The following is a 23432-nucleotide window of genomic DNA, read 5'->3' as shown; positions in this document are numbered from 1 at the left end:
TGGTTGGTTCAGGCCGATATTTCGCTGATGCCGACCTGTTGCAGTGCTGCCGCCAGGTTGTCGACCCGGTGCTGTTCGGTGTCTTTGAGTTGTTGCAGTTGCTGGCCCAGCGTCGGCGCGCCAAACACGCCGCGCAGGCCTTGAGAAACATCACCCGCCTTGAGTGACTGACTGCCGAACGCATTCAATGAATCGCGCTCGGCGGCACTGTCCTGATTGAACAGGCTCGCCAGTGTGCTGCTGCCGAACACGCCGCCGTCACCCCCGCCAAAACCGAGGAAGCCGTGGCCGGATCCATCAGCGCCGCTGTCGCTGCTGCTGAACACCTGCGCGATGAAGCTCGGGCTGAGGGCACCGTGGTTCATGAAGATATCGCCCAAAGGACGGATGCCATTGCCGATCACCCGTTGCTCGAACAGCGGCGCGAAGGTCAGCGGGGAGCCGAGGTCGCCGGTCGGCGCGGTGAAAATGATCGGTTGTAACGGCACGTTCGGTGGCGGTGGTGCCACCACCGGATCACTGCTGCGAATCAGTGGATCGGGAATCACCACACTGGTTGGCGTAGTGGGAGGAACGACCGCCGGCACGGTGTTGATCGCGTAATTGTTCGAGCTGCTGACACCGCTGCCGCTGTTGCCTGACAGATCACTGACCCCGGCGCTGTTGACGCTGATGGCATTGCTGGCGCTGTTGACGTTGGCATTCGGCGTCAGGGTCGCGGTCCAGGTTTTTCCGCCGTCGCTGCTGCTCAGGTTGGACAAGGCGCCATTGCCAACATTGATGTCCGCCAGATCAAAACCACTGACCGCCTCATTGAAGGTGATGGTTACCTGTGAGGTCTGGCCGAGACCGAGATTCGGATTGGCAATCACCACCGTCGCCGTGGGCCGTTCGCTGTCGAGTGCGTAGTTGTTCGACACCGCCACCGTGCTGCCGACGTTACCGGCCAGATCCGTGACGTTGCTGGTGTCCAGCGCGATGAAGTTGCTCGGATCGCTGACGTTGGCGGTCGGCGTGAAGGTCGCGGTCCAGGTCTTGCCGCCATCACTGCTGCTGAGGTTGCTCAGATCACCGTTGGTCACGCTCAGGTCGGATAAGTCGAAATTGCTCACCGCCTCGCTGAAAGTGAAGGTCACCGTGGTGGTCTGGCCGATGCCCAAGTGCGAATTGGCGACCACGATGTCCACCGTTGGCCGGGTCGCATCCAGCGCGTAATTGTTGGAAATGGCGATGCTGGCGCCAAGGTTGCCGGCCAGATCCTGCACGCCGGCGGTGTCGACGATGATCAGGTTGGTCGCATCGTTGACGTTGGCGGTTGGCGTCAGCGTGGCGGTCCAGGTGACGCCGCCATCGCTGCTGGTCAGGTTCGCCAGTGTGCCGTTGGCGACACTGATGTCCGACAGGTCAAAACCGCTGACTGCTTCACTGAAAGTGATAGTGACCGTGGTGGTTTCACCGATGCCCAGGCGATTGTCGGCGACCACGATGGTTGCGGTCGGCAACGCCGTGTCGATGGCGAAATTGTTCGAATCGGTGGTGCCGACGCCACTGTTGCCAGAAGCGTTGGTCACCCCACTGTTGTCGAGGGTGATCAGGTTGCTGGTGTCGGTGATGTTGGCGGTCGGCGTCAGCGTAGCGGTCCAGGTAATGCCACCGTCACTGGATGCGACGTTGCTCAAGGTGCCGTTGGCGATGGTCAGGTCAGCGTTGCTGAAACCGCTGACCGCTTCACTGAAGGTGATGGTCACCGTCGAGGTTTCACCGGCCTTGAGCGCAGTATCCGCGACGACAATGGTCGCCGTCGGCACTTCGGTTTGCACCGCGTAGTTGGCCGAGTTGGTGGTGCCGGTGCCGGCATTGCCCGCCAGATCGCTGATGCCAGCGTTATTCAGCACGATCAGGTTAGTCGCATCGCTGAGGCCAATGGTCGGGGTAAACGTGGCGGTCCAGGTGATGTCGCCGTCGCTCGACGAGACGTTGCTCAGTGTGCCGTTGGCGACGCTCAGGTCGGAATTGTCGAAGCCCGTGACCGCCTCGCTGAAGGTAATTGTGACGAGCGCGGTTTCGCCCGGGCGCAAGTCGGTATCACTGATAACGATGGTGGCGGTAGGGCGCTGGCTGTCGATCACATAGTTGCCCGAGTCGGTGGTGCCGCTGCCGGCGTTGCCCGCCACGTCAGTGATGCCGGTGTTGTCCAGGGTGATGATGTTGCTGGTGTCCGTGATGCCCGCCGACGGCGTAAACGTCGCCGTGTAGGTGATGTTGTCCGACGTACTCAATCCGGAGAGCGTGCCGTTGGCCACAGTCAGATCGGCCAGAGTCAAACCGCTGACCGCCTCGCTGAAAGTGATGGTCACGGTGGTGGTCTGGCCGACGCCCAGTGCCGAGTCGGCGAGTGCAATGGTTGCCGTTGGGCGTTGGGTGTCGATGGCGTAGTTGTTGGAGTTGGTGGTGCCATTGCCCGCGTTGCCGGAGGCGTTTTGCACGCCGCTGTTGTCGAGGCTGATCAGGTTGGAGGCGTCGGTGATGTTGCTGGTTGGCGTGAAGGTCGCCGTCCAGGTGATGCCGCCGTCGCTGCTGCTCACCGCAGTGAGTGTCCCGTTGGCGATGGTCAGGTCGGCATTGTTGAAACCGCTGATGGCTTCGCTAAAGGTGATGGTCACCGTCGTCGTCTCACCAATCGTCAGGCTGTTGTCAGCGACGACGATGGTCGCGGTCGGTGCCACGGTGTTGATGGTGAAGTTGCCCGAGTTGGTCGTGCCCGTGCCGGCGTTCCCGGCCAGGTCAGCGATCCCGGTGTTGGCCAGGGTGATGATATTGCTGGTGTCGTTGACCCCCACGGTCGGCGTGAACGTCGCTGTCCAGGTGATGCCGCCATCCGCGCTACTGACCGCCGTGAGCGTGCCGTTGGGCACGGTCAGGTCGGCGTTGCTGAAACCGCTGATCGCTTCGCTGAAGGTGATGGTCACCAGTGAGGTTTCGCCGGCGCTCAGGGCAGGATCGGCGATCACGATGGTCGCGGTCGGCCGCTGGGTGTCGATGCTGTAATTGTTCGAATCGGTGGTGCCGCTGCCAGCGTTACCGGCCAGGTCGGCAACACCGGTGTTGTCCAGCGTCACCAGGTTGGTGGCATCGGTGATGTTCGCACTCGGCGTAAACGTCGCCGTCCAGGTAATCCCGCCGTCCGCACTGCTGACCGCCGTCAGAGTGCCGTTGGCGATGGTCAGGTCGGCGTTGGTGAAACCGCTCACCGCTTCACTGAAGGTGATGGTCACCAGCGAGGTATCGCCGATTTTCAAAGTATTTTGCGCGAACACCACGGTGGCGGTCGGCCGCACGGTGTCGATCGCGTAATTGTTGGAATCGGTGGTGCCGACGCCGGTATTGCCCGCCAGATCGGTGACCCCGCTGTTATTCAGCGTGATGAGGTTGGTGGCGTCAGTGATGCTGCTGGTCGGCGTGAAAGTGGCCGTCCAGGTGATGCCGCCATCCGCGCTGCTGACTGCGCTCAACGTACCGTTGGCAATGCTCAGATCGGCGTTGGTGAAACCGCTGACCGCCTCACTGAAGGTGATGGTCACCAGAGAGGTTTCACCGATTTTCAGCGCGTTGTCGGCGACCACGATGGTCGCCGTCGGCCGCGCGGTGTCGATCGCGTAGTTGTTGGAGTTGGTGCTGCCAGTGCCGGCGTTGCCGGACAGGTCATTGACACCGGTATTGTCCAGAGTGATCAGGTTGGTCGCGTCGGTGACGCTCGTGGTTGGCGTCAGCGTGGCGGTCCAGGTGATGCCGCCGTCGCTGCTGCTCAGTCCGGTCAAGGTGCCGTTGGCCACCGTCAGGTCGGCGGCGGTGAAGCCGCTCACCGCTTCGCTGAAGGTGATGGTCACCACAGAGGTTTCGCCTGCCGCGAGATTGGTGTCGGCAACGACAATGGTCGCTGTCGGACGCACGGTGTCGATCGCGTAATTGGCTGAATCGGTGGTGCCGCTGCCGACGTTGCCGGCCAGATCCGCCACCCCGGTGTTGTCCAGGGTAATCAGGTTGGTGGCATCGGTAATGCTCGCGTTCGGGGTGAACGTCGCCGTCCAGGTGATGCCGCCGTCGGCGCTGCTGACGTTGGTCAGCGTACCGTTGGCAATGGTCAGGTCGGCGTTGGTGAAACCGGATACCGCTTCGCTGAAGGTAATGGTCACCAGAGATGTATCGCCAATTTTCAGCGCGGTGTCGGCCATGACGATGGTCGCGGTCGGGCGCTGAGTATCGATCGCGTAATTGTTCGAGTTGGTGGTACCAACACCGGCCACGCTGTCGGACACTGCCGCCACCCCGGTGTTGTCGAGGGTGATGAGGTTGGTGGTGTCGGTAATGTTGTTGGTCGGCGTGAAGGTCGCCGTCCAGGTAATTCCGCCGTCGGCGCTGGAAACACTGGTCAGCGTGCCGTTGGCAATGGTCAGGTCGGCGTTGGTGAAACCGCTGACCGCACGACTGAAGGTGATGGTCACCAGCGACGTTTCGCCGATTCTCAGCGCGGTATCGGCGACCACGACGGTGGCGGTGGGTGGTTCCACGTAAGCGGTGTTGAGCGTACCGCCGTTGTTGTAGATCCCCACCAGTGCGCTCGGCGTCGTGCCGGTCGAACCGCCGTTGGAAAGCCCCCCGCCACCGCTGGCGGCGCCGTTGCCGCTGATCGCGGCGAAGTTGCTCGCGGTGATCAGCACCACACCGCCGTTGTTCCAGATCGCCCCGACGCCGCGACCGCCGGCACCGCCGTCGGCACCGTTGCTGCCGACACCACCGCCACCACCACCGCCGCCGCCAGCAGCAATGTTGTTGCTGATGACCGAGGTGCCGATGACTTTCAGGGTGCCGCTCGAAGCGTTGTAGATACCGCCCGCCGCATTGCCGCCGACGCCGCCGACTTTGTCCCAGCCGGAACCGCCACCGCCGCCACCAATCGACAGCGTGCCGTTGCTGGCCGAGCCACCATTGCCGCCATGACTGTAACCGGCACCGGCGCTGCCGCCATTGCCGCCCACGCCACCGGTGCTGGTGCCGCCTCGGCCGCCCATGTCGGTCGGGCTGTAACCACCGCCATAACCGCCGGCATTGGCACTGCCTGCGCCGCCGGCATAAGTGCCGGTGGCTGGGCCGGACGAGCCGCCATGGCCACCGGTCTGGCCACCGATACCCGCGCCACCGCCACCGCCACCGCCGACATAACCGCCGGTCACACCCCCGCCGCCACCACCGCCGGAAGCGGCGTTCGCAGTCACGGTGACGTTGTTCAGGGTAAGAATGCCGGCGTTGAAAATGCCGCCGCCCATGGCGCCCGCCGCCGCCGAGCCGCCATTACCGCCGTTGCCCGCCACCAGTCCCTTGGTGATCACCAGCCCGTCCAGCGTCACGGTGGCGCCGGAAGTGATTTCCACCACACGGGTCTTGTATTGCCCGTCGAGGGTCACGTCGGCGACGCCGTCGTTGTTCAGGTCGCCATCGACGGTGATGCTCTTGTTGATCAGCAATTCCGACGTGAGCTGAACGGTCATGCCGGAACTGAACGTGACAATGTCGCCGTTCTGCGCCGAAGCCAGCGCCGCGCGCAGGGAGCCGACACCCGAGTTGAGGTTGTTGGTCGCCGTCCAGGTGGCCAGGCCCCACTGGTACTCGCTCATGGCTTTGCTCGACAGCACGTTGGCGCTTTCGATGGTGCCGGTGGCGATCTCCAGATCCCAGTCGCCGCCGACTCCGGTGCGATTGTTCGAAGCGGCCACATCACGTCCGGTCAACTGCGCCAGCGAGTCGACGAAACTCAAGCCACGATCACCTTCGGCGGTGTAGCAGCCGTAAATCAGGATGTCGCCGCCAGCATTCATGTCCTTGCCGATTTCCGCGAGGACCGCGCTGCGCTGGGCGACGTTGTCTGCCGAGAGATAACTGTTGCCCAGCCACAAGTCACCGGCGTTGCCGTGGGCAATGATCTGCACCGAGCTGACGCCGTGATGTTGATCGAGAAAATCGGCGATCTGCTGCAAACCGTCCTTGGTCGCGTCGAGTTTTACTACCTGCGTGCCGGGAGCAATCCCTTGCACCAGGCTGTCGGCATCCTTCACCCGCGAATCGACGAACACCACACTCTGACCGGGCACCGCGACCGGGCTGGCCGCCGGCGTGGCATCAGCCTGGCCGTGGGTGTCTTTGCTCGCTACGGGATGATCGGCTGCCGGCGCCTTGGCCGCATCGGCAGCGGTGGGTGCATGGCTGTCGGCTTGCGCAGCGGTATCGGCCACGGTGGCGGCCACCGCGCCGTCGAACAGCATGCGCGGCTCCAGCGACATGATCATCGGCGAGGCCAGCGAACGCTGACCTGCGGTTGCCCGAGACCTGACTTTTGCACCGCCAAAAATGCTCCACCACATGTTGCTCACCCGAACTCGAACGAAGGTACGTAAGGCATCAATGAAAAACGCCGCGATCAACTGATCGCGGCGTCGGACTTCATACGAATGACATTGGCGGCGCTGGCTGAGCCATCGAGCCAAAAGGACAAATCAGCGTATTGCTTGAACAGGTCGGGCGGCAGAATGGTGCGCCGTGACTGCAAGGCCACTTTCGGTTTGACCTTGTGCAGGCCAGCCAGGCCAAGGCCTTGGTCGAACGCCGGCGCGTCATAGGCCAGATGTTCGAAATCGTGCTCGAACCAGGGCTCACCGATGAATTCATAGACCAGCCGCAGCACGCGCTCCGGCGCCTGGGTCAACAAGTCGTAATCGATGATCAGCAGTGAGTCAGCGTGTTCGCCGTAATAGGCTTCCTTGAGCGCAGCCCAGGCAAAACCTACCAGGCGATTGCGCTGAGCCAGGGTTTCGCAACGGCTGTACACCGTGTTGCGCTCGACGGCATCGCCAAACAGCTTGGTGTTTTCAAAGGGATTGGCGCGGTATAAGCGTTCAAGACTGTCCATGACCCAAGCGACGTTGCGTACGCAGGCGATGACTTTGGCTTGCGGAAACAGATCGTTGAGCGCCGGAAGGCGCGAGCTCCACTGCCGATTGGTGTCGAACACCACCGGTTTGTCGGCCTTGTCGGCATAGTAGGAGTCGAACAGACCACGCAACAGACGACGGCGCATGTCGGTGTCAATTACCGCGCCGTATTCACTGCCGGCGCTGCATTGCTCGAGGACACTGGCGAACAGCGATCCGACCGGGCTGGTCATGCCGGCGTGAAAGCGCGGGTTCTGCAAAAGAATCGCAGAAAGCAGGGTGGAGCCTGAGCGCGGCAAGCCGGAGATAAAGTGGAACTGCTGCAATCCCTTCACCCTGATCAAAAGTCCCTTTGTCCGACAAAGCGTAGTCCAACAACCCCCCTGCGACTAGTAGTGTTTTGATATCAACTCAGAGCAAAAAGAACTAACCAGTTAATTTTTTATCGCGGATTTAAAGGTGAAACGTTTTAGTCTGAACAGTCGCTATTCGGCTGCGGATTTCGGCGTGATCAAGCGCGCTTGCGCCCCGCCCGCATGGACTTGCGCGCTGATCTGCCAAGTGGCGGGCAGCGCTGCAAACTCTGTCGGGTCATCCTGGGTGCCGACCAGCCATATCCGCGCGTTGCCAGAAACCTCGGCAAGGCTGTCGAGGTAGACATCGTCGCTGACCAGCGTACCGAAACCATATTGATTCGGCCGCGTCGAGCGGCCGTCTGCAGCCGGCGGCGTGTACAGCCGCACCTGTGCGCCGGTGCGATCGTAGTAGACGTAACTCAAGTACCAGAGCATGTCGCTGGTGATGATGCGATCACCGGGCTGGAAATGCTGATTGACGTAGTTCACCACGCGATCGAACTGATCACTGCTGTCGACCGCCGCGTTGTTGTTCAGACCAACCATTTCCACCCCGAGCAACGCCACCAGCAGCGCTAACGCGAGGACCCGCACGCGGCTGTACAAACGGTCGATGGCCAGCGCCGCCAGCAGCGGCAACCCCAAGGCGTAGGCGGTCAGATAGCGCTCGATGAATACCGGCGTGATGAACGACACCGCAAACACCAGCAACAGCGGTAAGCCGGTGTACAACGCCAGCAGGACACTGCCGCGCGACACGCTGCGATCACGAATGACCGCCACCGCCGTCAGCAGCAGCAATGCCAGCGGCAACGCGCCGAACACCAGCAACGGCAGATGTTCGCCGTCATCCTGGATCAGCCATGTCCAGATCATCGACGGCAACGACGCCAGCGTCACCGGATCTTCCCAGCCGACATCGCCACCGACCTTGAGTTGTTCCATGTGCTGCGTCAGATCGAGCAGGTTGGGCAGCCACGGCAGGTACAACGCCGCGATGGCCAGATTCGCCAGCCACCAGCCCGGGCGCTGGATATGCCGCAAGCGATAGCCGCGCTGGAACCGGATCACTCCCAGATAAACCCAGTGACACAGCGCCGCCAGCACCGCGAAGTAATGGGTGTAGAACGCCGCCGTCATCAACAGCGCATAAACCGCCAGATAGCGATGACGCTGCGGCCGGCGGATCCAGTAGACCAACGCCAGCGTCGCGGCGATCAACAACAGGCCGAGCAGCGAATACATGCGCACTTCCTGGCTGTAGCGCACCGCCGTCGGCAACAGCGCCAGCAGCAGGCCGGCGAGGATCGCAGCGCGGCGCGTGGCCAAGCGATCCACCAGCCAGATACCCATTCCGACTGCGGCGAGGCCGGCCAGAGCGCTAAGACAGCGAATGGCAAAAATCCCGTCGCCGAACAGTTCGATCCAGCCATGCAGCAGCATGAAGTACAGCGGCGGATGCACATCGAACGCCGCGTGGCGCCAGATATCGCCCAGCGAGTAGCGCGCCAGTAGCAGGCTGGAACCTTCGTCGCCCCAGATCGCCGCCGCAGTCAGGTCGTAAAAACGCACAGCGGCGGCCAAGAGCAGGATCGGCAGCAGCCAGTGCTCCCTCGCCCAACGGATCAAGGGCAAGCGGACAAACCACGAACCCGGCGTCGCATGCGGATCCTGTGTGTCGCCCACCGGTGTCACTCTGTTGACCGCCATCGCTTCCTCTTGCCGTGCCACGACACCACGCCTGTATGAGCCCGAACCTGCCAGTCACTCTAGGTCAGGCGCAGGAGAACCGTCGATGCCGATTTGCGACTTCACGACACCCGGCAACCTTGCCAATCCGCGTCTACGCTCTGGCGTGGCGTGACCTGGCCACGGAGTGCCAAGGCAATAGCACCAGCCTGATCCCACTAGCGGCCCGCCGACAACCAATCAGAAGGATAAGGACTTTATGGACGTTTACATGGGCACTGTTCTGACGTTTGCCTTCAACTACGCGCCCAGCGGCTGGGCCTTGTGCAACGGTCAGATCATCGGCATCAACCAGAACCAGGCGTTGTTTGCATTGCTGGGCACCACCTACGGCGGCAACGGTACCGTCAACTTCGGCCTGCCCAACCTGCAGAGCCGCATGCCGATCTGCCAAGGCAATGGCGGGGGCCTGACGCCGAGAGTCATGGGCGAAATCTCCGGCGCCGAACAAGTCACCGCCACCCTCAACAACCTGCCGAACCACACTCACACCCTCGCCGGCCTCACCGCCACCACCACCGTGCAACTGGCCAACCCGGCCAGCAATCCGGCGGGCGCGCCGACCGCGACCAACGCCTACATTGGTGCTTCGGGGACCGGACCAGGTCTGGCGAATATCTTTTCCGATGCTCAGGGCGCATCACCCGTTCCGCTCAAAGGCGCGGCCACCACTATCAGCGGCACGATCTCGCCAACTGGCAACGGCTTGCCGCTGCCCATCATGAACCCGTATCTGGTGATGAACTTCAGCATCGCGCTGAACGGCATTTTCCCTTCGCGTAACTGATCGACCACCGGGGGATCACCCTCCCCCGGCTCCCCACTTTGCCGGAGCGAGACCATGCTGCAATCGGTTAAAAGCCAACATTTCCAGGCCCTTCTCGGGCGGATCGGCACCCTGTATCTGCCCGATGGCAGCGCATTGCAAATCCATATCGGCGAACTCGCAGAGAAACCGCTGGCGCAAATGCGTTACAGCGAGCGCATGCCATTCAGCGTCGAACTGAGCAGCCTGGAAGCGACTGAATTCGTCGATGGTTTATGTGCACTGGAGTTGCCTGAACTGGGGCGAGTGGACGGCATCTTCGTGTCGCGCGTACCACCGATGGGGCGGCCGCCAGAGCTGGCTTACTTCCACATCACCTTCAACTGACCCGAACCCAAGGAGCAGCCTTCGGCGGCTCCTGCACGGAGATTACTGGGGATACCAGACCAGTCGCTCCGCCGCCGGGTTGCTTTCTTCAACCGCAAACCCGAGCGCGAGGTAATGCCGTCGCGCATGGGGATTGCTGGTCCAGACCACCGTCGCCACCGGGCAGCGAATCTGCTGCGCGGCTTTCTGCACGCCTTGCAGCACCGCCCGCCCAAAACCCTGGCCACGCGCCTGCGGAATGAACGCCAGGTACAACACGCGAATCTCGTTGGCGCCGAAATCAGTACTCAACGCGCCAATCGCCGTGCCGAGTTTTTCTACCACGTAGTGCATGGCGTTGGGGTAGTTGTCGGCCATGCCCTGCTCCTGCACCTGAAACTGCTGCGCGACCAGTTGCTGCACCTGTTCCTGCTCGCCGTCGACCCATTGCAGGTCCGGCCGCGCCGTCTGATACAGGCCCTGCAAAAACGGCGCGTCGGTTGCCCGCGAAGGTCGCACCACCAATCCGTCTGCCGCCACTGCTGCGTTGTCCGCCATCGTGCTCTCCGTTAAAAACCGCTTTCCCTGACCCCCAGCGCCGCCATTCGGCGCCATGCCACACCGAGCAACGATTCGCCGCTACCCTGCAAAATCACAACACCGCGCAACGGTTGCGGCGGTGTCGGCGCGGTATCGACCACGCTGAGCCGTGCGCCGTATTGCGCCTGCACCGGTTCGGCCCGCTGCTGTTGATCGCGGCGCACGGCAATCGGCCCGTGGTGATCGGAGGTCAGCGCCTCCTGATCGACGTAGGCCACGCCATTGGTGTCGATTTCATTCAATTGCACGGCGAGCGCCGGGTGCATCGGGTCATCGGCGATGAAGCGGCCACTGGCCCCGGGCTTGACTCGCCACAATTCGGCTTCGGCGAGATAACCGCGCAGGCGCGCGCCGTCTTCGACGACCCGTGCCAGTGCATCCTTGCTCGACAGCCAGCGCCCGACCGTCATGTTCGGCAGCAGATCACGCACGTTGCCGGCCTGCGGTGCGCGCAGCAGCAAGCGTTCGCGTTGCGCCGTCAGCCCGCGGTATTCGGCGACCGCTTCGGCCAATCGCTGCTCGACAATGCCAGCGTCGGCGGCGGTTTCGCTGCGACTGGCCTGACGACGCATCAACAGCTGCTGGATCTGGATTTCCCGGCGCACGATCGCCAGCCGCGATTCTAGATCCGGTGACTCCAGTTCGATCAGCACATCGCCCTGAGCGACTTTCTGCCCGTCCGTCACGTTCACCGCTTTGACCCGCGCCGCCGCCGGTGCATGCAGAGCACTGGCGCGCCCGGCTTCGAGCATCGTCGGCAACTCCACCGAACTGCGCCACGGCACGATCAGCACCAGTAACAATCCGAGCAGCGCCAACCCACTGAGCAGCACGCGCGGGCCGTGCGCTTGTTCGCGGCGGCTCCACCACTGGCGCCACTCACGCATGATCGGCAGAAAAATGAACCACACCAGTTCCACCAGCATCAGGAAGATCCCCAATACCTTGAAAAACAGGTGATAGACCGCCAGTGCGATCCCGAAAAACAACGCCGCACGCCACAACCATGAGCCATACCCCCAGATCAGCAAACGCCGTTGCATCTTCGGCGACCAAGGCTCCGGCGCCGGGGCGCCATAACCGAACAAAAACTCGCGCAGGCGCCAACGGCACAGGGCAAATGCGCGCCCCTGCAAGTTGTCGACTTCCCAGAAATCACTGATCAGAAAATAACCATCAAAACGCATGAACGGATTGAGGTTGACCACCAGCGTGGTGATCCACGTGGCGCTGGCGAGCATGAACGCCGCTGTGCGCCCCGGTCCATCTGGCAGCAACGACCATGCGAGTAGCGCAATACACGCCAACAGCAATTCCGCGAGCACACCGCCGGCACCGATCAGCAATCGCGCACGGCGATCATTGACCCGCCAGGCGTCGCTTACATCGGTGTAGAACATCGGCAGCAAGACCATGAACGCCACGCCCATGCTCTGCACTCGACACCCGGCGCGCTTGGCCATGAACGCATGGCCGAATTCGTGACAGAGCTTGGCAAAGAACAACGCCACGCCAAACGCCAATGCGCCGCCGAGGCTGAACAGGTGTGGAAACGTGCCGATAAAACGCTGCCAGTCGCGCTCCACCAGAAACACACCCAACGCCAGCGTCGCCGGTAAACCGTAACGCAGCAGGCGCGGGCCGAAGCGCGCAAGCCACGGCCACGCGCGATTGAGAAACGCGTCCGGGCGCCATAGCGGAATACGGAAAAACAGATATTGATGCAGGAGGATTTGCCACAGGCTTTGCTTCTGCGCCAAGGCCTTGAGGCGGTAGCTGGCGCGCTGTTGACCGTCGAGCGCACTGATCAAATCGTGTCCGCGCAAGAACTCCAGCAACTGCTCAAGCTCGGTGCCGGCCAACGGTAAACCCGGCTCGCGATTGGCCGCGCGCAAGACTTGCTCGGCGTCGCCCAACGACCAATGGCGCAACAAGCGCATCGCCGCCGTGCCCAGTTTGAAATAACGCCCGCGCACCGGATCGGCGAGGGTCCAGCGCGGCGAACCGTCCAAGGCTGGTGCCGCGGGCGACAGTTGCAGGTCGGCACGCAGGCTCGGCAGATTCATCTACAGACCCACACTCTGGCGCAAACCGGCCAGTGGCCGGCGCAGCAGGTACAGCGCCAGCGGCGCGCGGTCGCCGAAGATTTTCGCCGTGCCGCGCAGGCCGATGCGTGGCGGTGCCTCGGTAAAATTGGCGTCGAGCCGATAGGCCAGTTGCCCGCCCGCCGTCGGCTGCGCCTCGTACGCCGAGCGTTCCAGTGTGGCGAGATGGCGCTTCAGCGGATCGCTGTCGAGAAACAACGCCACTTCGGCACCAGGCTCCAACGAGATCGCGTCGCCCACCGCCAGTTCGATACGTAGTTCGGCCTGATTGGGGTCGGCAATTTCCATCAGGCGTTCGCCGGTCTGCACCGGTTTGCCAGTCAAGCGCTCGGCGTCGGCGAACACCGCGATGCCATCGCGTTCGGCACGCACTTCGCTGCGCTTGAGCAGCTCACGGGCGTAGTCACGTTCGGCGCGCTTCTGCTCAACCCGAGCGGCGAGCAAGTCGACTTTTGCGCTCGACTCGGCATCGGCAAACGAGCGCTGGGAATTGGATTTCAGTTCAGCTTCGGCCACACCCAGCGCACGCTCAGCGACGTCGGCCTGCGCCTTGAGCGTGGTGCTTTCGAAACGCACCAGCACATCGCCGTTTTTTACAGTTTGATTGGGTTTGACCAGAAACTCGGCGATTACTCCGTCCAGCGGCGCCGCCACCACGCGGCCACCCAGCGGTACCACTTCGGCCGGGGCCAGCACCGATTGACGCACCGGAAGCAACAGCCCGAGCAACAGCACCGCGAGCAACGCCACCTGACGCTTGCGGGTCCAGCGCAGCCGCCACGGTTTGCGCGGTTGCAGCGCCAGCCAGGCGTGGCTGTAGGTGTCACCGAGTTGCGACAGCAAGACTTGTTCGGAAGGATTCCACGGCACATCACGCGCCAGCCACAAGCCGCCGAACACCTGCGCGTCGCGATCCACCAGCGGTAACCAGAACACCTGCGCAGCGGACAGACTGCGCCAGTCGGCCTGGATCGATTCGCTGAGCAGTTCCGGCGCGATCACCCGCGCTTGCTTCAGCACATCCTGCTTGAACAACTGCGCCACGGCCTGCTCAACGAACGCCACGAACGGCGCATTCGGTTCGACCGCACTGACGCCGGTCACGGCTTGCACCTTGCCGGCGATCAATAACGCGGCATGACGAAAGCCAAACAACGACTGGCCGTCATTGACCAGGCTGTAGGCCAGTTGCGCGGCATCGCGGGCAGCGCGAGTCTGCCGTTCAAGGTCGAGAAACCGCGCGAACACCTGTTCAGCGCCGCCGCTCACCGGGGCGTTCACTTAAGCTCCGGGAAACGCGCGGTGCCGCTCATGCCGGCGAGCAAACCTTTGGCTTCGGGAAGTGTTGCGACCAGCAACAGGGTCTGACTGCCCTCATCGATTCGCGCGCCGAGGCGTTTGACCGTGGCGTCGATGGCCTGGCCGGTTTCATCGGGAACGAAGCTGAAGGTCTGGCCGGGCTTGAGTCTGGCCATCCAGCGCGACGGCACCAGCAAATGAATCTCGAGGGTACGGTTATCGACGACATCGAGCAGCGGTGCACCGGCCGGCACGCTTTCATAGCGCTGCACCTTGCGCTCAACCACTTGCCCGTCGAACGGCGCGACGACGCTGCAGCGCTTGACCTGCACTTGATACACCTGGGATTGCGCCTGGGTTTCGCTGACCTTGGCCTCGGCCCGCGCCACTTCGAAACGCCCGACAGAGTTGAGTGCAGCCAACTGTTTGTTGTGCGCCAGCTCTTCACCGGCACCCCGGCTGGCCGCTTGTGCGGCATTGAGCTGTGCTTGATAAGCAGAGCAATCGAACTTCGCCAGCGTATCGCCCTTCTTGAACGACTCGCCCTCGCTGAACGGCAACTCGACAATCCGCCCGGAAAGCTCACTGGCCAGCGTCGCCTGATCGCGCGCCCGCAACACCCCCCGCGCCTCACTGCTCGCGGTGGCCGACCCCGTCGCCGGATTATCCAGCAGCGGATCGTCTGGCCCGGGCGTTTGCGCCTGAACTGCACACGTTATTAAGGTCAATCCGATAACCCAACCGCGAAAACGCTGCATAACCGCTACTCCCTGACGGATGTGCGGAGTCTACGACAGCGGGGGTTAGCGTCAAGCGAAAGGCCATCACTCTTCGGAAATGTAATGTTTCAAAAGAGAAAGCCGCTCTATGACCGTTTAAAAGATGTAGGCAAATTCCGGCGTCCTACACGAGTTGGGGATACTGCTGATTGCTCACTGCGAAAACGGCGATAGACAGGCTACCTATGCAAATAGGCGCGGAGCGAATTTACCTCTCTCTGCAACAACCTCTAATACACAAGCCCTTAAATGGCTTGACCATGGCGGATACCAGCAACCAAAACTGACAAGCCGGTGCTGGAGCTAAACCAGCGGAGTGAGCGTGCAATTATTTGGTGGTTGACCTGCATGACGCGCTCAATCTAGGATTGCCTTACTCAACCCCGTACGTAGCGATTCAGTTCGCTGGCAGTTGGGGTGAAGAAACCGGCCTAGGCCGGTTTTTTCGTTTCTGAGGAATAATTTGTGCGTACTGCTTTCTTTGTTGATGGCTACAACTTGTTCTATGGGCTGCTCGCGGGCACCCCCTATAAATGGCTCAATCTCGAAGGTTTGCTGATTCATGTCGCACACATCGAAAACCCGCAGAACGCCGTTGTCTCGATTGACTATTTCACCTCATCAATAAAACCAGAACTCGCGACGCTGGGCCGAATTTCAAAAGAGGCCCAAGACACTTACATAAGGGCACTGCGCACGACCAATGTCAGAGTGCATTTTGGTCGGCATCATCTTGAGCAGGCTAAAGCGCCTCGATTCATCGACAAAAACACCAAGGCCTCACGTCAGGACAAGGTCGACATCTGGAAGCTTGAAGAAAAGGAAACCGACGTTCATATCGCGATCAGCATGTATCGCACTGCCTGCCAGCAGGCAATGTTCGCAACGCAAGATCGCGTCGAACAACTCGTACTGGTTTCGAGTGACACTGATATCACCCCCGCATTGAGAGCAATACGTGCGGACTTTCCTCACCTAACCATCGGCGTCATTCTTCCTCACAGGGCAGGTTTGAATCGGCCCACCCCGGGTTCTCTGAAAGATCACTCTCACTGGCTGCGCCGCGTGATCACAGAGGAAGAATTGCTCATTAATCAGTTTCCAGGCCGAGTAGCCACGCACAAAAAACCAGCGTTCAAACCGGATTATTGGTAGGTACTTCTGCCGGATACACCGACTCCCACCCCCCACCCAACGCCTTGTACAAACCCACCATCGCCAACGAAACACCGGTCGAACTCTCAACCCACTGCTCCTGCGTCGCCAGCAGCGCGCTTTGCACGGTGAGGACGTTGACGAAATCGACCACGCCTTCGACGTATTGCTGTTGCGCGGTGCGCAGGGCGATCTGGTTCTGACGGACGGCTTCGGCGAGGCTGTCGCGGCGGCGCTGGCTGGCGTTGTAGGCGGTCAGTTGATCATCGATTTCGTGCCATGCGCGCAGTACGGTTTGCTGGTAGGCGACGGCCGCTTCCTGCTGCTGGGCTTCGCGCAGTTGCAGCATGCCGCGCAGGCGTCCGCCGTCGAACAGCGGCAGGCTGAATTGCGGGCCGATGCCGAACGCGCGTGAGCCCCACGAGCCAAAGTCGCTGAGTTGCATGGCTTGCGAGCCGAAGTTGCCGGACAAGGTGATACGTGGATAGAAATCACCCTTGGCCACGCCGATATTGGCGGTGGCCGCATGCAGACGCGCTTCGGCCTGGCGGATGTCCGGGCGGCGTTCGGCCAGTTGTGACGGCAGGCCGATGGCGACTTGCAGCGGCGACTGCGGCACGGCTGCGTCTGTAGATAACTCCTTGGCCAATGCCTGTGGCGGTTCGCCCATCAACAGGCTGATCGCATTGATCAGTTGCGATTGGCGCTGTTCCAGCGCGGGCAGGCGCGACTCGATCGCGGCGACTTGCGCGGCGGCTTCGGCAACGTCGAGGTCAGTCGCCACGCCGTCGGCCAGGCGCAGTTGCGAGAGTTTCAGGCTGTGCCGGGCGACGTCGAGGTTCCGCTCGGTGACGGCGCGGGTGTTTTGCACGCCGCGCAGTTGAATGTAGTTTTGTGCGGTGTCGGCAAGCACCGCCAGCAACACCCCACGACGGTCGTTTTCGGCGACTTCGAGGTTGGCGTCGGCGGCTTCGGTTTCGCGGCGCACGCGACCCCAGAAATCCAGTTCCCACGAGGCGGAAAAACCGGCGTCCCACAGGTTGAAGGCGGAATCACCGTTATGCCCGGACGGGTCGTTCAGGCCTTCGCCGCTGTTGCGTTTGCGCGCATAACTGCCCGTGGCGGCGGTGTTCGGATAACGATCAGCGGTGATCACCTGGCGAGCGGCGCGGCTTTGTTGCAGACGGCTGCTGGCCAGTTGCAGGTCGAGGTTGCTCTGCACCGCACGTTGAGTGAGCGCGGAGAGTTGCGGGTCGTGGAAGACTTCCCACCAGCGTTCGTTCAGGGGTTCGCTGATGGCTTGGCTGGGGGCGGATGTGGCAGGTTTGGCCCAGTCGGCGATTTGTGTGGCTTCGGGCTTCTGGAAGTCTGGGCCTACGGTGCAGGCGGCGAGACTCATTGTGAGCAAGGCACTCAGAGTGATTTGCTGCCACTGGCCTCTTCGCGAGCAGGCTCGCTCCCACATTCTGGAATGCGTTCTCCCTGTGGGAGCGAGCCTGCTCGCGAAGGCGTCGGTTCGATCGACACGGCTCATCGCTGAGTCACCTCACGCACCAACGTCGCCGAGCTGGCGGTATCAATACTCGCCTCCACCGACATGCCCACCCGCAACCGTTCGGCCAACGGCTGCCCCGGTTCCAGCATGATCTTCACCGGAATCCGCTGCACCACCTTGGTGAAGTTACCGGTGGCGTTGTCCGGTTTCACCGCTGCGAAGGTCACGCCAGTCGCCGGGGCGATACTCTCGACACGACCGGTCAGCGCTTCACCACCCAGGCTGTCGACGCGTACTTGCACCTCTTGCCCTGGCTGCACGTCAGTCAGTTGCGTCTCCTGAAAGTTCGCCACGACATATGCCTGCTTCAAAGGAACCACCGCCAGCAGCTTGCTGCCCGGCGTCACATAGGCACCAACACGCACCGCACGCTCGCCGATCATGCCGTCCTGCGGTGCAGTGATACGCGTGTAAGAGAGTTCAAAACTGGCGATTTCCAGCGCCGCTTGTGCGTGCTTCAAACTGCCTTCGGCGGCATCCCGCTGAGCCGTGAGAATGTCGACCTGCTTGCGCTCTGCCGCCAGTTTCGCCGTGGCGGTGTCGAGATGCGCCGTGGCTTGATCGATGCGAGTACGCGCCTGTTGCGCGTTCTGCACCGTACCGGCACCAACGCCGGCCAAATGGTTGTAGCGATTCAACTCCTGCTGGGCGAAAGCCATTTCAGCTTTGGCCGACACCACCGAGGCCTGCGCTTGGGCGATCACCGAAGTCTGGCGTTCCAGCGTCGCTTTGGCGTTCTGCAATTGCGCCCGCGCGACCAGGGTCTGCGCGTCCGCCGCTTCGGCTGACGCGCGCAAATCGCGATCATCGATCAGCGCCAGCAATTGCCCGGCCTTCACTTGCTGGTTGTCTTCCACCAGCACTTCTTTGATGAAGCCGGCCACGCGCGGCACCACCAAGGTGTAGTCGGCAGAGACAAAGGCGTCGTTGGTGTTTTGCTGGGTGCGTTTGCCAAACACGCCGGGCAGCGCCAGATACACCAGCACGCCGAAGGCCAGCGCGGCCGCGATGGCCACCGCGAGTTTTTGCTTTGCTTGAGTCGTCATAAAAACCTTCATTGTTCAGTGCAGCAATCAGGTCGACGCGCGGGGCGGAAAGATCCGCGTCGGCAGCCAGAAAATCAGCAGGATCAACGCCACCGCGACGCCGGCCATGCACACATAGAGATCGGAAGAAGTCAGCACCACGGCTTGTTCGTGCAGGCGATGGGCAAGGCCTGGATCGCTGCGATCGGCCAGCGGCGAATTGCCGAGGCTGTCGACCAACATGGTCGAGTGGAAATGCAGACGCGCCGTAGTCAGCGCCTCAAGCACCCCGGTGGCGACCACCGCCGCCAGACCTTTCACGGTGTTGAACCACGCCGAGGCAAACGGACCGTCCGTTGGCTGGATGCTGCCGGTCGAGAGCATCAACAGCGGCAGCACCGACATCGGCTGGCCGAAGATCTGCAGCCATTGCAGAACGTAGAAGTTGTCGCGAATCCATTCTGAAGTCAGCAGCGATCCGCCCAGGCAGGACAGCGTCAACATGCTCAAACCCATGCCAAGCACCCAGCGGCAATCGACCCAGCGCAGGTTGCACAACGCTGCCACCAACGGCAGCGCAATCAGTTGCGGCAATGCGGCGATCAGCATGATCGGTGCGGTCTGCGCCGGGCGATAACCCTGCACCTGCGCCAGATAACTCGACGGAATCAACACCACCGCCTGCAGAACTATCAGCACACCGGCCAAGGTCATCAAGGCGAACGACAGGTTGCGAATACCGAGCATCTGCAATTTGAAAAACGGGATCGGCTGCGACCACTCGTTGATCAGGAACGCCACCAGCAGCAGCGAACCGGCGCCGAGCAATCCACAGATCAGGCTCGACTCGAACCAGTCCAGCCGATTGCCCTGCAGCAAACCGATCACCAACATGCAGATCGCCGGAAAGCCCAGCAGCAGGCCTTTCCAGTTGAACGATTTGAGGCGCTCCAGGCGTAGCGGGTCCTGCGGAATACCCCACGCGACCATCGCCATGGCGATCAGACAAGGCACGATGATTTGCCAGAACGTCCACTGCCAGCCGACGTATTCCGTCCACAAACCGGCCAGCGGCGTGCCGAGGCCGGGGCCGAATGTCGCCGTCAGTGCGTAGCCGGCCAGACCGTAAAGCTTGATGTTCGCCGGCAAAAAGCGCAGGGCGACGGTCATCAACATCGGCGGTAACGCACCGCCGGCCAGACCTTGCAGGATGCGCATCAGCAGCAGACTTTCGTAATTCGGCGCGAACGGGCACAGCACGCCGAGTAACGTGAACAGACCGATCGCGCAGAGGGTGAAGCGGCGCAGCGAGAAGGTCACCGAACACCACGGCGCGAAGGCCATGGCCGCGACCGAGGTGGCGGTGTAGCTGGCGACCAGCCAGGTGCCTTCGTCGTAACCGATGTGCAACCCGCCACGGATGTCGGCCAGGGCTACCTTGGTGACCATCTCGTTGAGGCCTGACACCAGCACCGCCAGCAGCACGCCGACCAGGCCAATGATGATCCGCGCCCCGAACACCGGTGGCGTCGCCGCCTTCGCCGGGCTGGCCGCAGCGATGGGCATCGCGGCCGTCAGGGATGTCATGAGTACACACTCCGGAGGGAAAAATACCGGAGCATCTTAGTCGGGCTTGGCAATGACGAAAATTGACTTATTGGCAGGTTATAAGTGCGCCAGACGCAACAATTAACCTCTGTAGGAGTGAGCCTGCTCGCGATAGCGTTGGGTCAGCCAATGTATGTGTTGACTGACACACCGCTATCGCGAGCAGGCTCACTCCTACAAGGGTTTTGTGTGGGTTCGCAGGTTAAGGCTGGGCAGCCAGCCACGTTTCGTCGCAGCAAGCCTTGAGCGTTTCCCGCAGCCAGCGATGCGCCGGATCCTTGTCGAAACGCGGGTGCCAGGCCTGGGTCAGCATCAGCGTCGGCAACGGGATTGGCAGGTCGAATGAGCGCAGTTTCAAACCCAGCCGGCGTACGCTGAGCAGCGCTTCTTTGGGCACCGGCAAGATCAGATCGGAATCCGGCAAGGCAAACATCGCCGCATGGAAACTCGGCGCGATCACCGCCACGCGCCGCTCCAGGCCTAGCGCATTCAGCGCCGTATCGATCGGGCCGCGCGCGATGCCACGGCGCGACATGCTGATATGGGAAAACCCGGCGTAGCGCTCGGCGGTGATTTCACCGTCGAGCAGTGGATGGTCTTCTCGCACCAAGCCGACAAAATGCGTCGAGAACAGGTTCTGCACTTTGACTTCCGGGGTGACGGGTCGGGTGTTGCTGACGCTCAGATCGATGCGGCCCTCGCGCAGTGCCTCATCGTCGCCATCGCCTTCCGGGACGAAACGCAATTCGCAGTGCGGCGCCAATTGATCGAGGGTGTCGAACAGCTTGCCGCCGTAAACACCGATGAAAAAGTCATTGGCGCGGATGTTGAAACGACGGCGTAACGTGCCCAGTTCCACGGTGTCGGCGGAACGGAACAACAGCGCGGCCTGCTCGACCACATCGCGCACCTGTTCGCGCAACTCCAGCGCCTTGGGGGTTGGCACTAGGCCACGACCGGCGCGCACAAGGATCGGGTCACCGATGGCTTCGCGGATCCGCGTCAGGGTACGGCTCATGGCGGCCGGGCTGAGATTCATCCGCCGCGCCGCGCCGACCACACTGCCCTCGTCGAGCAAGGCGTCGAGGGCGACCAGAAGGTTCATGTCCGGGAGTTGCATGCTGAGCACTCATGGCTGATCAGGATTGATCTGGGCGCAATGCTAGCAAACATCCTTCAGCTTTGGCGGCGCCTTCAAAGACGCCTTCGCGAGCAGGCTCGCTCCCACACTGGACTTCTGTCGTTCATAAAACCTGTGCCCACAGGAGATCAAATGTGGGAGCGAGCCTGCTCGCGATGGGACCTGCCGCCACACCAAAAATTACCGCTGCATCCCCCACCGCTTAACGGTCACCCGCTCCAGCGTATCGAACACCAGATTCTCCACCAGCAAGCCGATCAGAATCACCACCGCCAACCCGGCAAACACCTTGTCGGTGTACAGCTCATTACGGTTCTGGAAGATGTACCAGCCCAGACCGCCCTTGCCACTGGTCGCGCCAAACACCAGTTCCGCCGCGATCAACGTGCGCCAGGCAAACGCCCAGCCAATCTTCAACCCGGCCAGAATCGACGGCAGCGCCGCCGGGATCAGGACGAACAGCACCAGTCGCAAACCCTTCAGACCGTAATTACGCCCGGCCATGCGCAGGGTTTCCGAAACGCCGAGAAACCCGGCATAGGTGTTCAGCGCCAGCGCCCACAACACCGAATGCACCAGGACGAAAATCAGGCTGTTCTGCCCCAGGCCAAACCACAGCAGCGCCAATGGCAACAGGGCAATCGCCGGCAGCGGATTGAACATCGAGGTCATCGTGCTCAGCAGATCACGTCCCAATTGCGTCGACACCGCAAGGGTGGTCAGGGCAAAAGCGAGGACGATACCGATCAGATAGCCCTTGATCAGAACCACCAACGATATCCATACCTTGGCCAGCAACTCACCGCTGAGCAGCCCATCGAATAGCGCATGGCTGGTCTGCAGGAAACTCGGCAGCATCAGGTCGTTGTTCTGAATCCGCGCGACCACTTCCCACAGCACCGCCAGCACAATCAGGATCAGGCTTTTACGCAGCCAGCCCTGTTGCCACAGTCGCGTGCCGAGCGACAGCTCTCGCTCAACCGGCACCTGCGTCAACGGTTCCAGCACAATTTCGAACTCTTCACGCACAGATGATGAATGGCTCATCGGGTAGTCCTCCTGGCCGCTCAATAAGCGATGCGAATGTCGTTGAAGTCGTGGTCACGCTCGGTTTCCGGCGGCTGACCTTCGTCGAACAGCAGCCGATGAATGCGCCGCGCCGACTCCTGAAACGCCACGCCACCCGAGCTGTGCAAGTCATATTGATGGCTGTGCACTTCGGCGCGCACTCGCCCAGGATGCGGTGACAGCAACAGAATGCGATTGCCCACCACCAACGCCTCTTCAATCGAATGGGTGACGAACAACAGGGTGAAACGCACCTCTTCCCAGAGCAGCAGCAATTCTTCCTGCATCTTGCGGCGGGTTAGTGCATCGAGCGCGGCAAACGGTTCGTCCATCAAGAGGATCTTCGGCTGCATCGCCAACGCCCGGGCAATTGCCACCCGTGCTTTCATGCCGCCGGACAAGGTGTGTGGATAAGCATCGGCAAACGCCGCCAGACCGACCTTTTCCAGATAGTGCAGCGCACGTTCTTCGGCTTCTTTTTTCTTCAGCGTGCGCGATGCGAGCAGCGGAAACATCACGTTCTGTTTGACAGTTTTCCACGGTGGCAGTTGGTCGAACTCCTGAAACACCACGATCCGGTCCGGCCCCGGCGCGTCGATGCGCTGGCCTTGCAGACGGATCTCGCCTTCGCACGGTTGAATAAACCCGGCGACCGCTTTGAGCAACGTCGATTTGCCGCAACCGGACGGACCGAGCAGCACGTAACGATCGGCGGGGTCGATTTCAAAACTGACCTGATGGGTGGCGCGCACTACGCGTTGCGGCGTGCGGTATTCGAGACTGACGTGATCGACCGCCAGCAACGCGTCGCTGCGGGCGATCAGGTTGCTGGCCGCGTGGCCTGGCAAGGGAGCGTTCATGGTTTGATCAATCTCCG

At 61.8% G+C, this 23432-nt stretch carries 16 protein-coding genes; 3 read left to right on the top strand and 13 right to left on the bottom strand.

Annotated features, from left to right (window positions below; genetic code table 11):
• Positions 1–8 precede the first annotated feature (8 nt).
• The 3 genes from HU754_RS01810 to HU754_RS01800 form a co-directional block, all read right to left on the bottom strand.
• On the bottom strand, positions 9–6416 hold the full coding sequence (locus tag HU754_RS01810; protein ID WP_186620844.1) for an Ig-like domain-containing protein: 6408 nt from the start codon (positions 6414–6416) through the stop codon (positions 9–11).
• Between the two features lie 56 nt (positions 6417–6472).
• Positions 6473–7318: a sulfotransferase family protein gene (locus HU754_RS01805; protein ID WP_093440257.1), complete on the bottom strand. Its 846-nt coding sequence runs from the start codon at positions 7316–7318 to the stop codon at positions 6473–6475.
• 150 nt (positions 7319–7468) lie between these two features.
• Positions 7469–9049: a glycosyltransferase family 39 protein gene (locus HU754_RS01800; protein ID WP_186620846.1), complete on the bottom strand. Its 1581-nt coding sequence runs from the start codon at positions 9047–9049 to the stop codon at positions 7469–7471.
• Positions 9050–9287: 238 nt separating this feature from the next.
• Here HU754_RS01800 and HU754_RS01795 point away from each other — a divergent pair, with 238 nt between their 5' ends.
• Positions 9288–9875: a phage tail protein gene (locus HU754_RS01795; RefSeq protein ID WP_099757665.1), complete on the top strand. Its 588-nt coding sequence runs from the start codon at positions 9288–9290 to the stop codon at positions 9873–9875.
• A 54-nt stretch (positions 9876–9929) separates the two neighbouring features.
• Positions 9930–10241: a DUF6916 family protein gene (locus HU754_RS01790; protein ID WP_064117422.1), complete on the top strand. Its 312-nt coding sequence runs from the start codon at positions 9930–9932 to the stop codon at positions 10239–10241.
• A 42-nt stretch (positions 10242–10283) separates the two neighbouring features.
• Here the strand turns inward: HU754_RS01790 and HU754_RS01785 are convergent, their stop codons facing one another.
• The 4 genes from HU754_RS01785 to HU754_RS01770 are packed head-to-tail and all read right to left on the bottom strand — an operon-like array spanning position 10284 to position 14982.
• Complete coding sequence (locus HU754_RS01785) at positions 10284–10778, bottom strand: GNAT family N-acetyltransferase (RefSeq protein WP_186620848.1); 495 nt, start codon at positions 10776–10778, stop codon at positions 10284–10286.
• 11 nt (positions 10779–10789) lie between these two features.
• Positions 10790–12886 (bottom strand): site-2 protease family protein, encoded by a 2097-nt coding sequence (locus HU754_RS01780; protein WP_186620850.1) that lies wholly within the window; start codon positions 12884–12886, stop codon positions 10790–10792.
• Entirely contained in the window at positions 12887–14206 is a 1320-nt protein-coding gene (locus HU754_RS01775) for an efflux RND transporter periplasmic adaptor subunit (protein ID WP_186620852.1), read from the bottom strand.
• Entirely contained in the window at positions 14203–14982 is a 780-nt protein-coding gene (locus HU754_RS01770; protein ID WP_186620853.1) for an efflux RND transporter periplasmic adaptor subunit, read from the bottom strand. Before HU754_RS01770 ends, HU754_RS01775 begins: the two co-directional genes overlap by 4 nt.
• Positions 14983–15468: 486 nt before the next feature.
• Here HU754_RS01770 and HU754_RS01765 point away from each other — a divergent pair, with 486 nt between their 5' ends.
• Positions 15469–16158 (top strand): NYN domain-containing protein, encoded by a 690-nt coding sequence (locus tag HU754_RS01765; protein ID WP_016985563.1) that lies wholly within the window; start codon positions 15469–15471, stop codon positions 16156–16158.
• On the opposite strand, the gene HU754_RS01760 is transcribed toward HU754_RS01765, so the two are convergent.
• The 6 genes from HU754_RS01760 to HU754_RS01735 all read right to left on the bottom strand — a co-directional run bounded on the left by HU754_RS01760 (position 16139) and on the right by HU754_RS01735 (position 23415).
• Positions 16139–17692, bottom strand: a complete 1554-nt coding sequence (locus HU754_RS01760; protein WP_186620855.1) for an efflux transporter outer membrane subunit — start codon at positions 17690–17692, stop codon at positions 16139–16141. The two genes, HU754_RS01765 and HU754_RS01760, sit on opposite strands and share 20 nt — an antisense overlap.
• The gene (locus HU754_RS01755) at positions 17689–18759 is read right to left on the bottom strand and encodes an HlyD family secretion protein (RefSeq protein ID WP_186620857.1); all 1071 of its coding nucleotides are present in this window, start codon (positions 18757–18759) and stop codon (positions 17689–17691) included. The genes HU754_RS01760 and HU754_RS01755 overlap by 4 nt, the downstream gene beginning before the upstream one ends.
• Positions 18760–18786: 27 nt before the next feature.
• Positions 18787–20325 carry an MFS transporter gene (locus tag HU754_RS01750; RefSeq protein ID WP_093440212.1) on the bottom strand — a complete coding sequence of 513 codons (1539 nt, stop codon included), beginning with the start codon at positions 20323–20325 and terminating at the stop codon, positions 18787–18789.
• 223 nt (positions 20326–20548) lie between these two features.
• Positions 20549–21466 (bottom strand): LysR family transcriptional regulator, encoded by a 918-nt coding sequence (locus tag HU754_RS01745; RefSeq protein ID WP_099757660.1) that lies wholly within the window; start codon positions 21464–21466, stop codon positions 20549–20551.
• 201 nt (positions 21467–21667) lie between these two features.
• Positions 21668–22534 carry an ABC transporter permease gene (locus HU754_RS01740; protein WP_186620859.1) on the bottom strand — a complete coding sequence of 289 codons (867 nt, stop codon included), beginning with the start codon at positions 22532–22534 and terminating at the stop codon, positions 21668–21670.
• Between the two features lie 20 nt (positions 22535–22554).
• Entirely contained in the window at positions 22555–23415 is an 861-nt protein-coding gene (locus tag HU754_RS01735) for an ABC transporter ATP-binding protein (RefSeq protein WP_099757658.1), read from the bottom strand.
• Positions 23416–23432: the final 17 nt, after the last annotated feature.

Source organism: Pseudomonas zeae (genome assembly GCF_014268485.2).
In the GTDB taxonomy this organism is placed as follows: Bacteria; Pseudomonadota; Gammaproteobacteria; order Pseudomonadales; family Pseudomonadaceae; genus Aquipseudomonas; species Aquipseudomonas neuropathica.
This window is presented reverse-complemented; position numbering and strand designations above follow the sequence as displayed.

What these genes read in the sequence shown, in the direction of transcription:
- HU754_RS01810 (WP_186620844.1), bottom strand. Translation starts at nt 6,416, where the DNA reads ATGTGGTGGAGCATTTTTGGCGGTGCAAAAGTCAGGTCTCGGGCAACC.
- HU754_RS01800 (WP_186620846.1), bottom strand. Translation starts at nt 9,049, where the DNA reads ATGGCGGTCAACAGAGTGACACCGGTGGGCGACACACAGGATCCGCAT.
- HU754_RS01795 (WP_099757665.1), top strand. Translation starts at nt 9,288, where the DNA reads ATGGACGTTTACATGGGCACTGTTCTGACGTTTGCCTTCAACTACGCG.
- HU754_RS01790 (WP_064117422.1), top strand. Translation starts at nt 9,930, where the DNA reads ATGCTGCAATCGGTTAAAAGCCAACATTTCCAGGCCCTTCTCGGGCGG.
- HU754_RS01785 (WP_186620848.1), bottom strand. Translation starts at nt 10,778, where the DNA reads ATGGCGGACAACGCAGCAGTGGCGGCAGACGGATTGGTGGTGCGACCT.
- HU754_RS01780 (WP_186620850.1), bottom strand. Translation starts at nt 12,886, where the DNA reads ATGAATCTGCCGAGCCTGCGTGCCGACCTGCAACTGTCGCCCGCGGCA.
- HU754_RS01770 (WP_186620853.1), bottom strand. Translation starts at nt 14,982, where the DNA reads ATGCAGCGTTTTCGCGGTTGGGTTATCGGATTGACCTTAATAACGTGT.
- HU754_RS01760 (WP_186620855.1), bottom strand. Translation starts at nt 17,692, where the DNA reads ATGAGCCGTGTCGATCGAACCGACGCCTTCGCGAGCAGGCTCGCTCCC.
- HU754_RS01755 (WP_186620857.1), bottom strand. Translation starts at nt 18,759, where the DNA reads ATGACGACTCAAGCAAAGCAAAAACTCGCGGTGGCCATCGCGGCCGCG.
- HU754_RS01750 (WP_093440212.1), bottom strand. Translation starts at nt 20,325, where the DNA reads ATGACATCCCTGACGGCCGCGATGCCCATCGCTGCGGCCAGCCCGGCG.
- HU754_RS01745 (WP_099757660.1), bottom strand. Translation starts at nt 21,466, where the DNA reads ATGCAACTCCCGGACATGAACCTTCTGGTCGCCCTCGACGCCTTGCTC.
- HU754_RS01740 (WP_186620859.1), bottom strand. Translation starts at nt 22,534, where the DNA reads ATGAGCCATTCATCATCTGTGCGTGAAGAGTTCGAAATTGTGCTGGAA.
- HU754_RS01735 (WP_099757658.1), bottom strand. Translation starts at nt 23,415, where the DNA reads ATGAACGCTCCCTTGCCAGGCCACGCGGCCAGCAACCTGATCGCCCGC.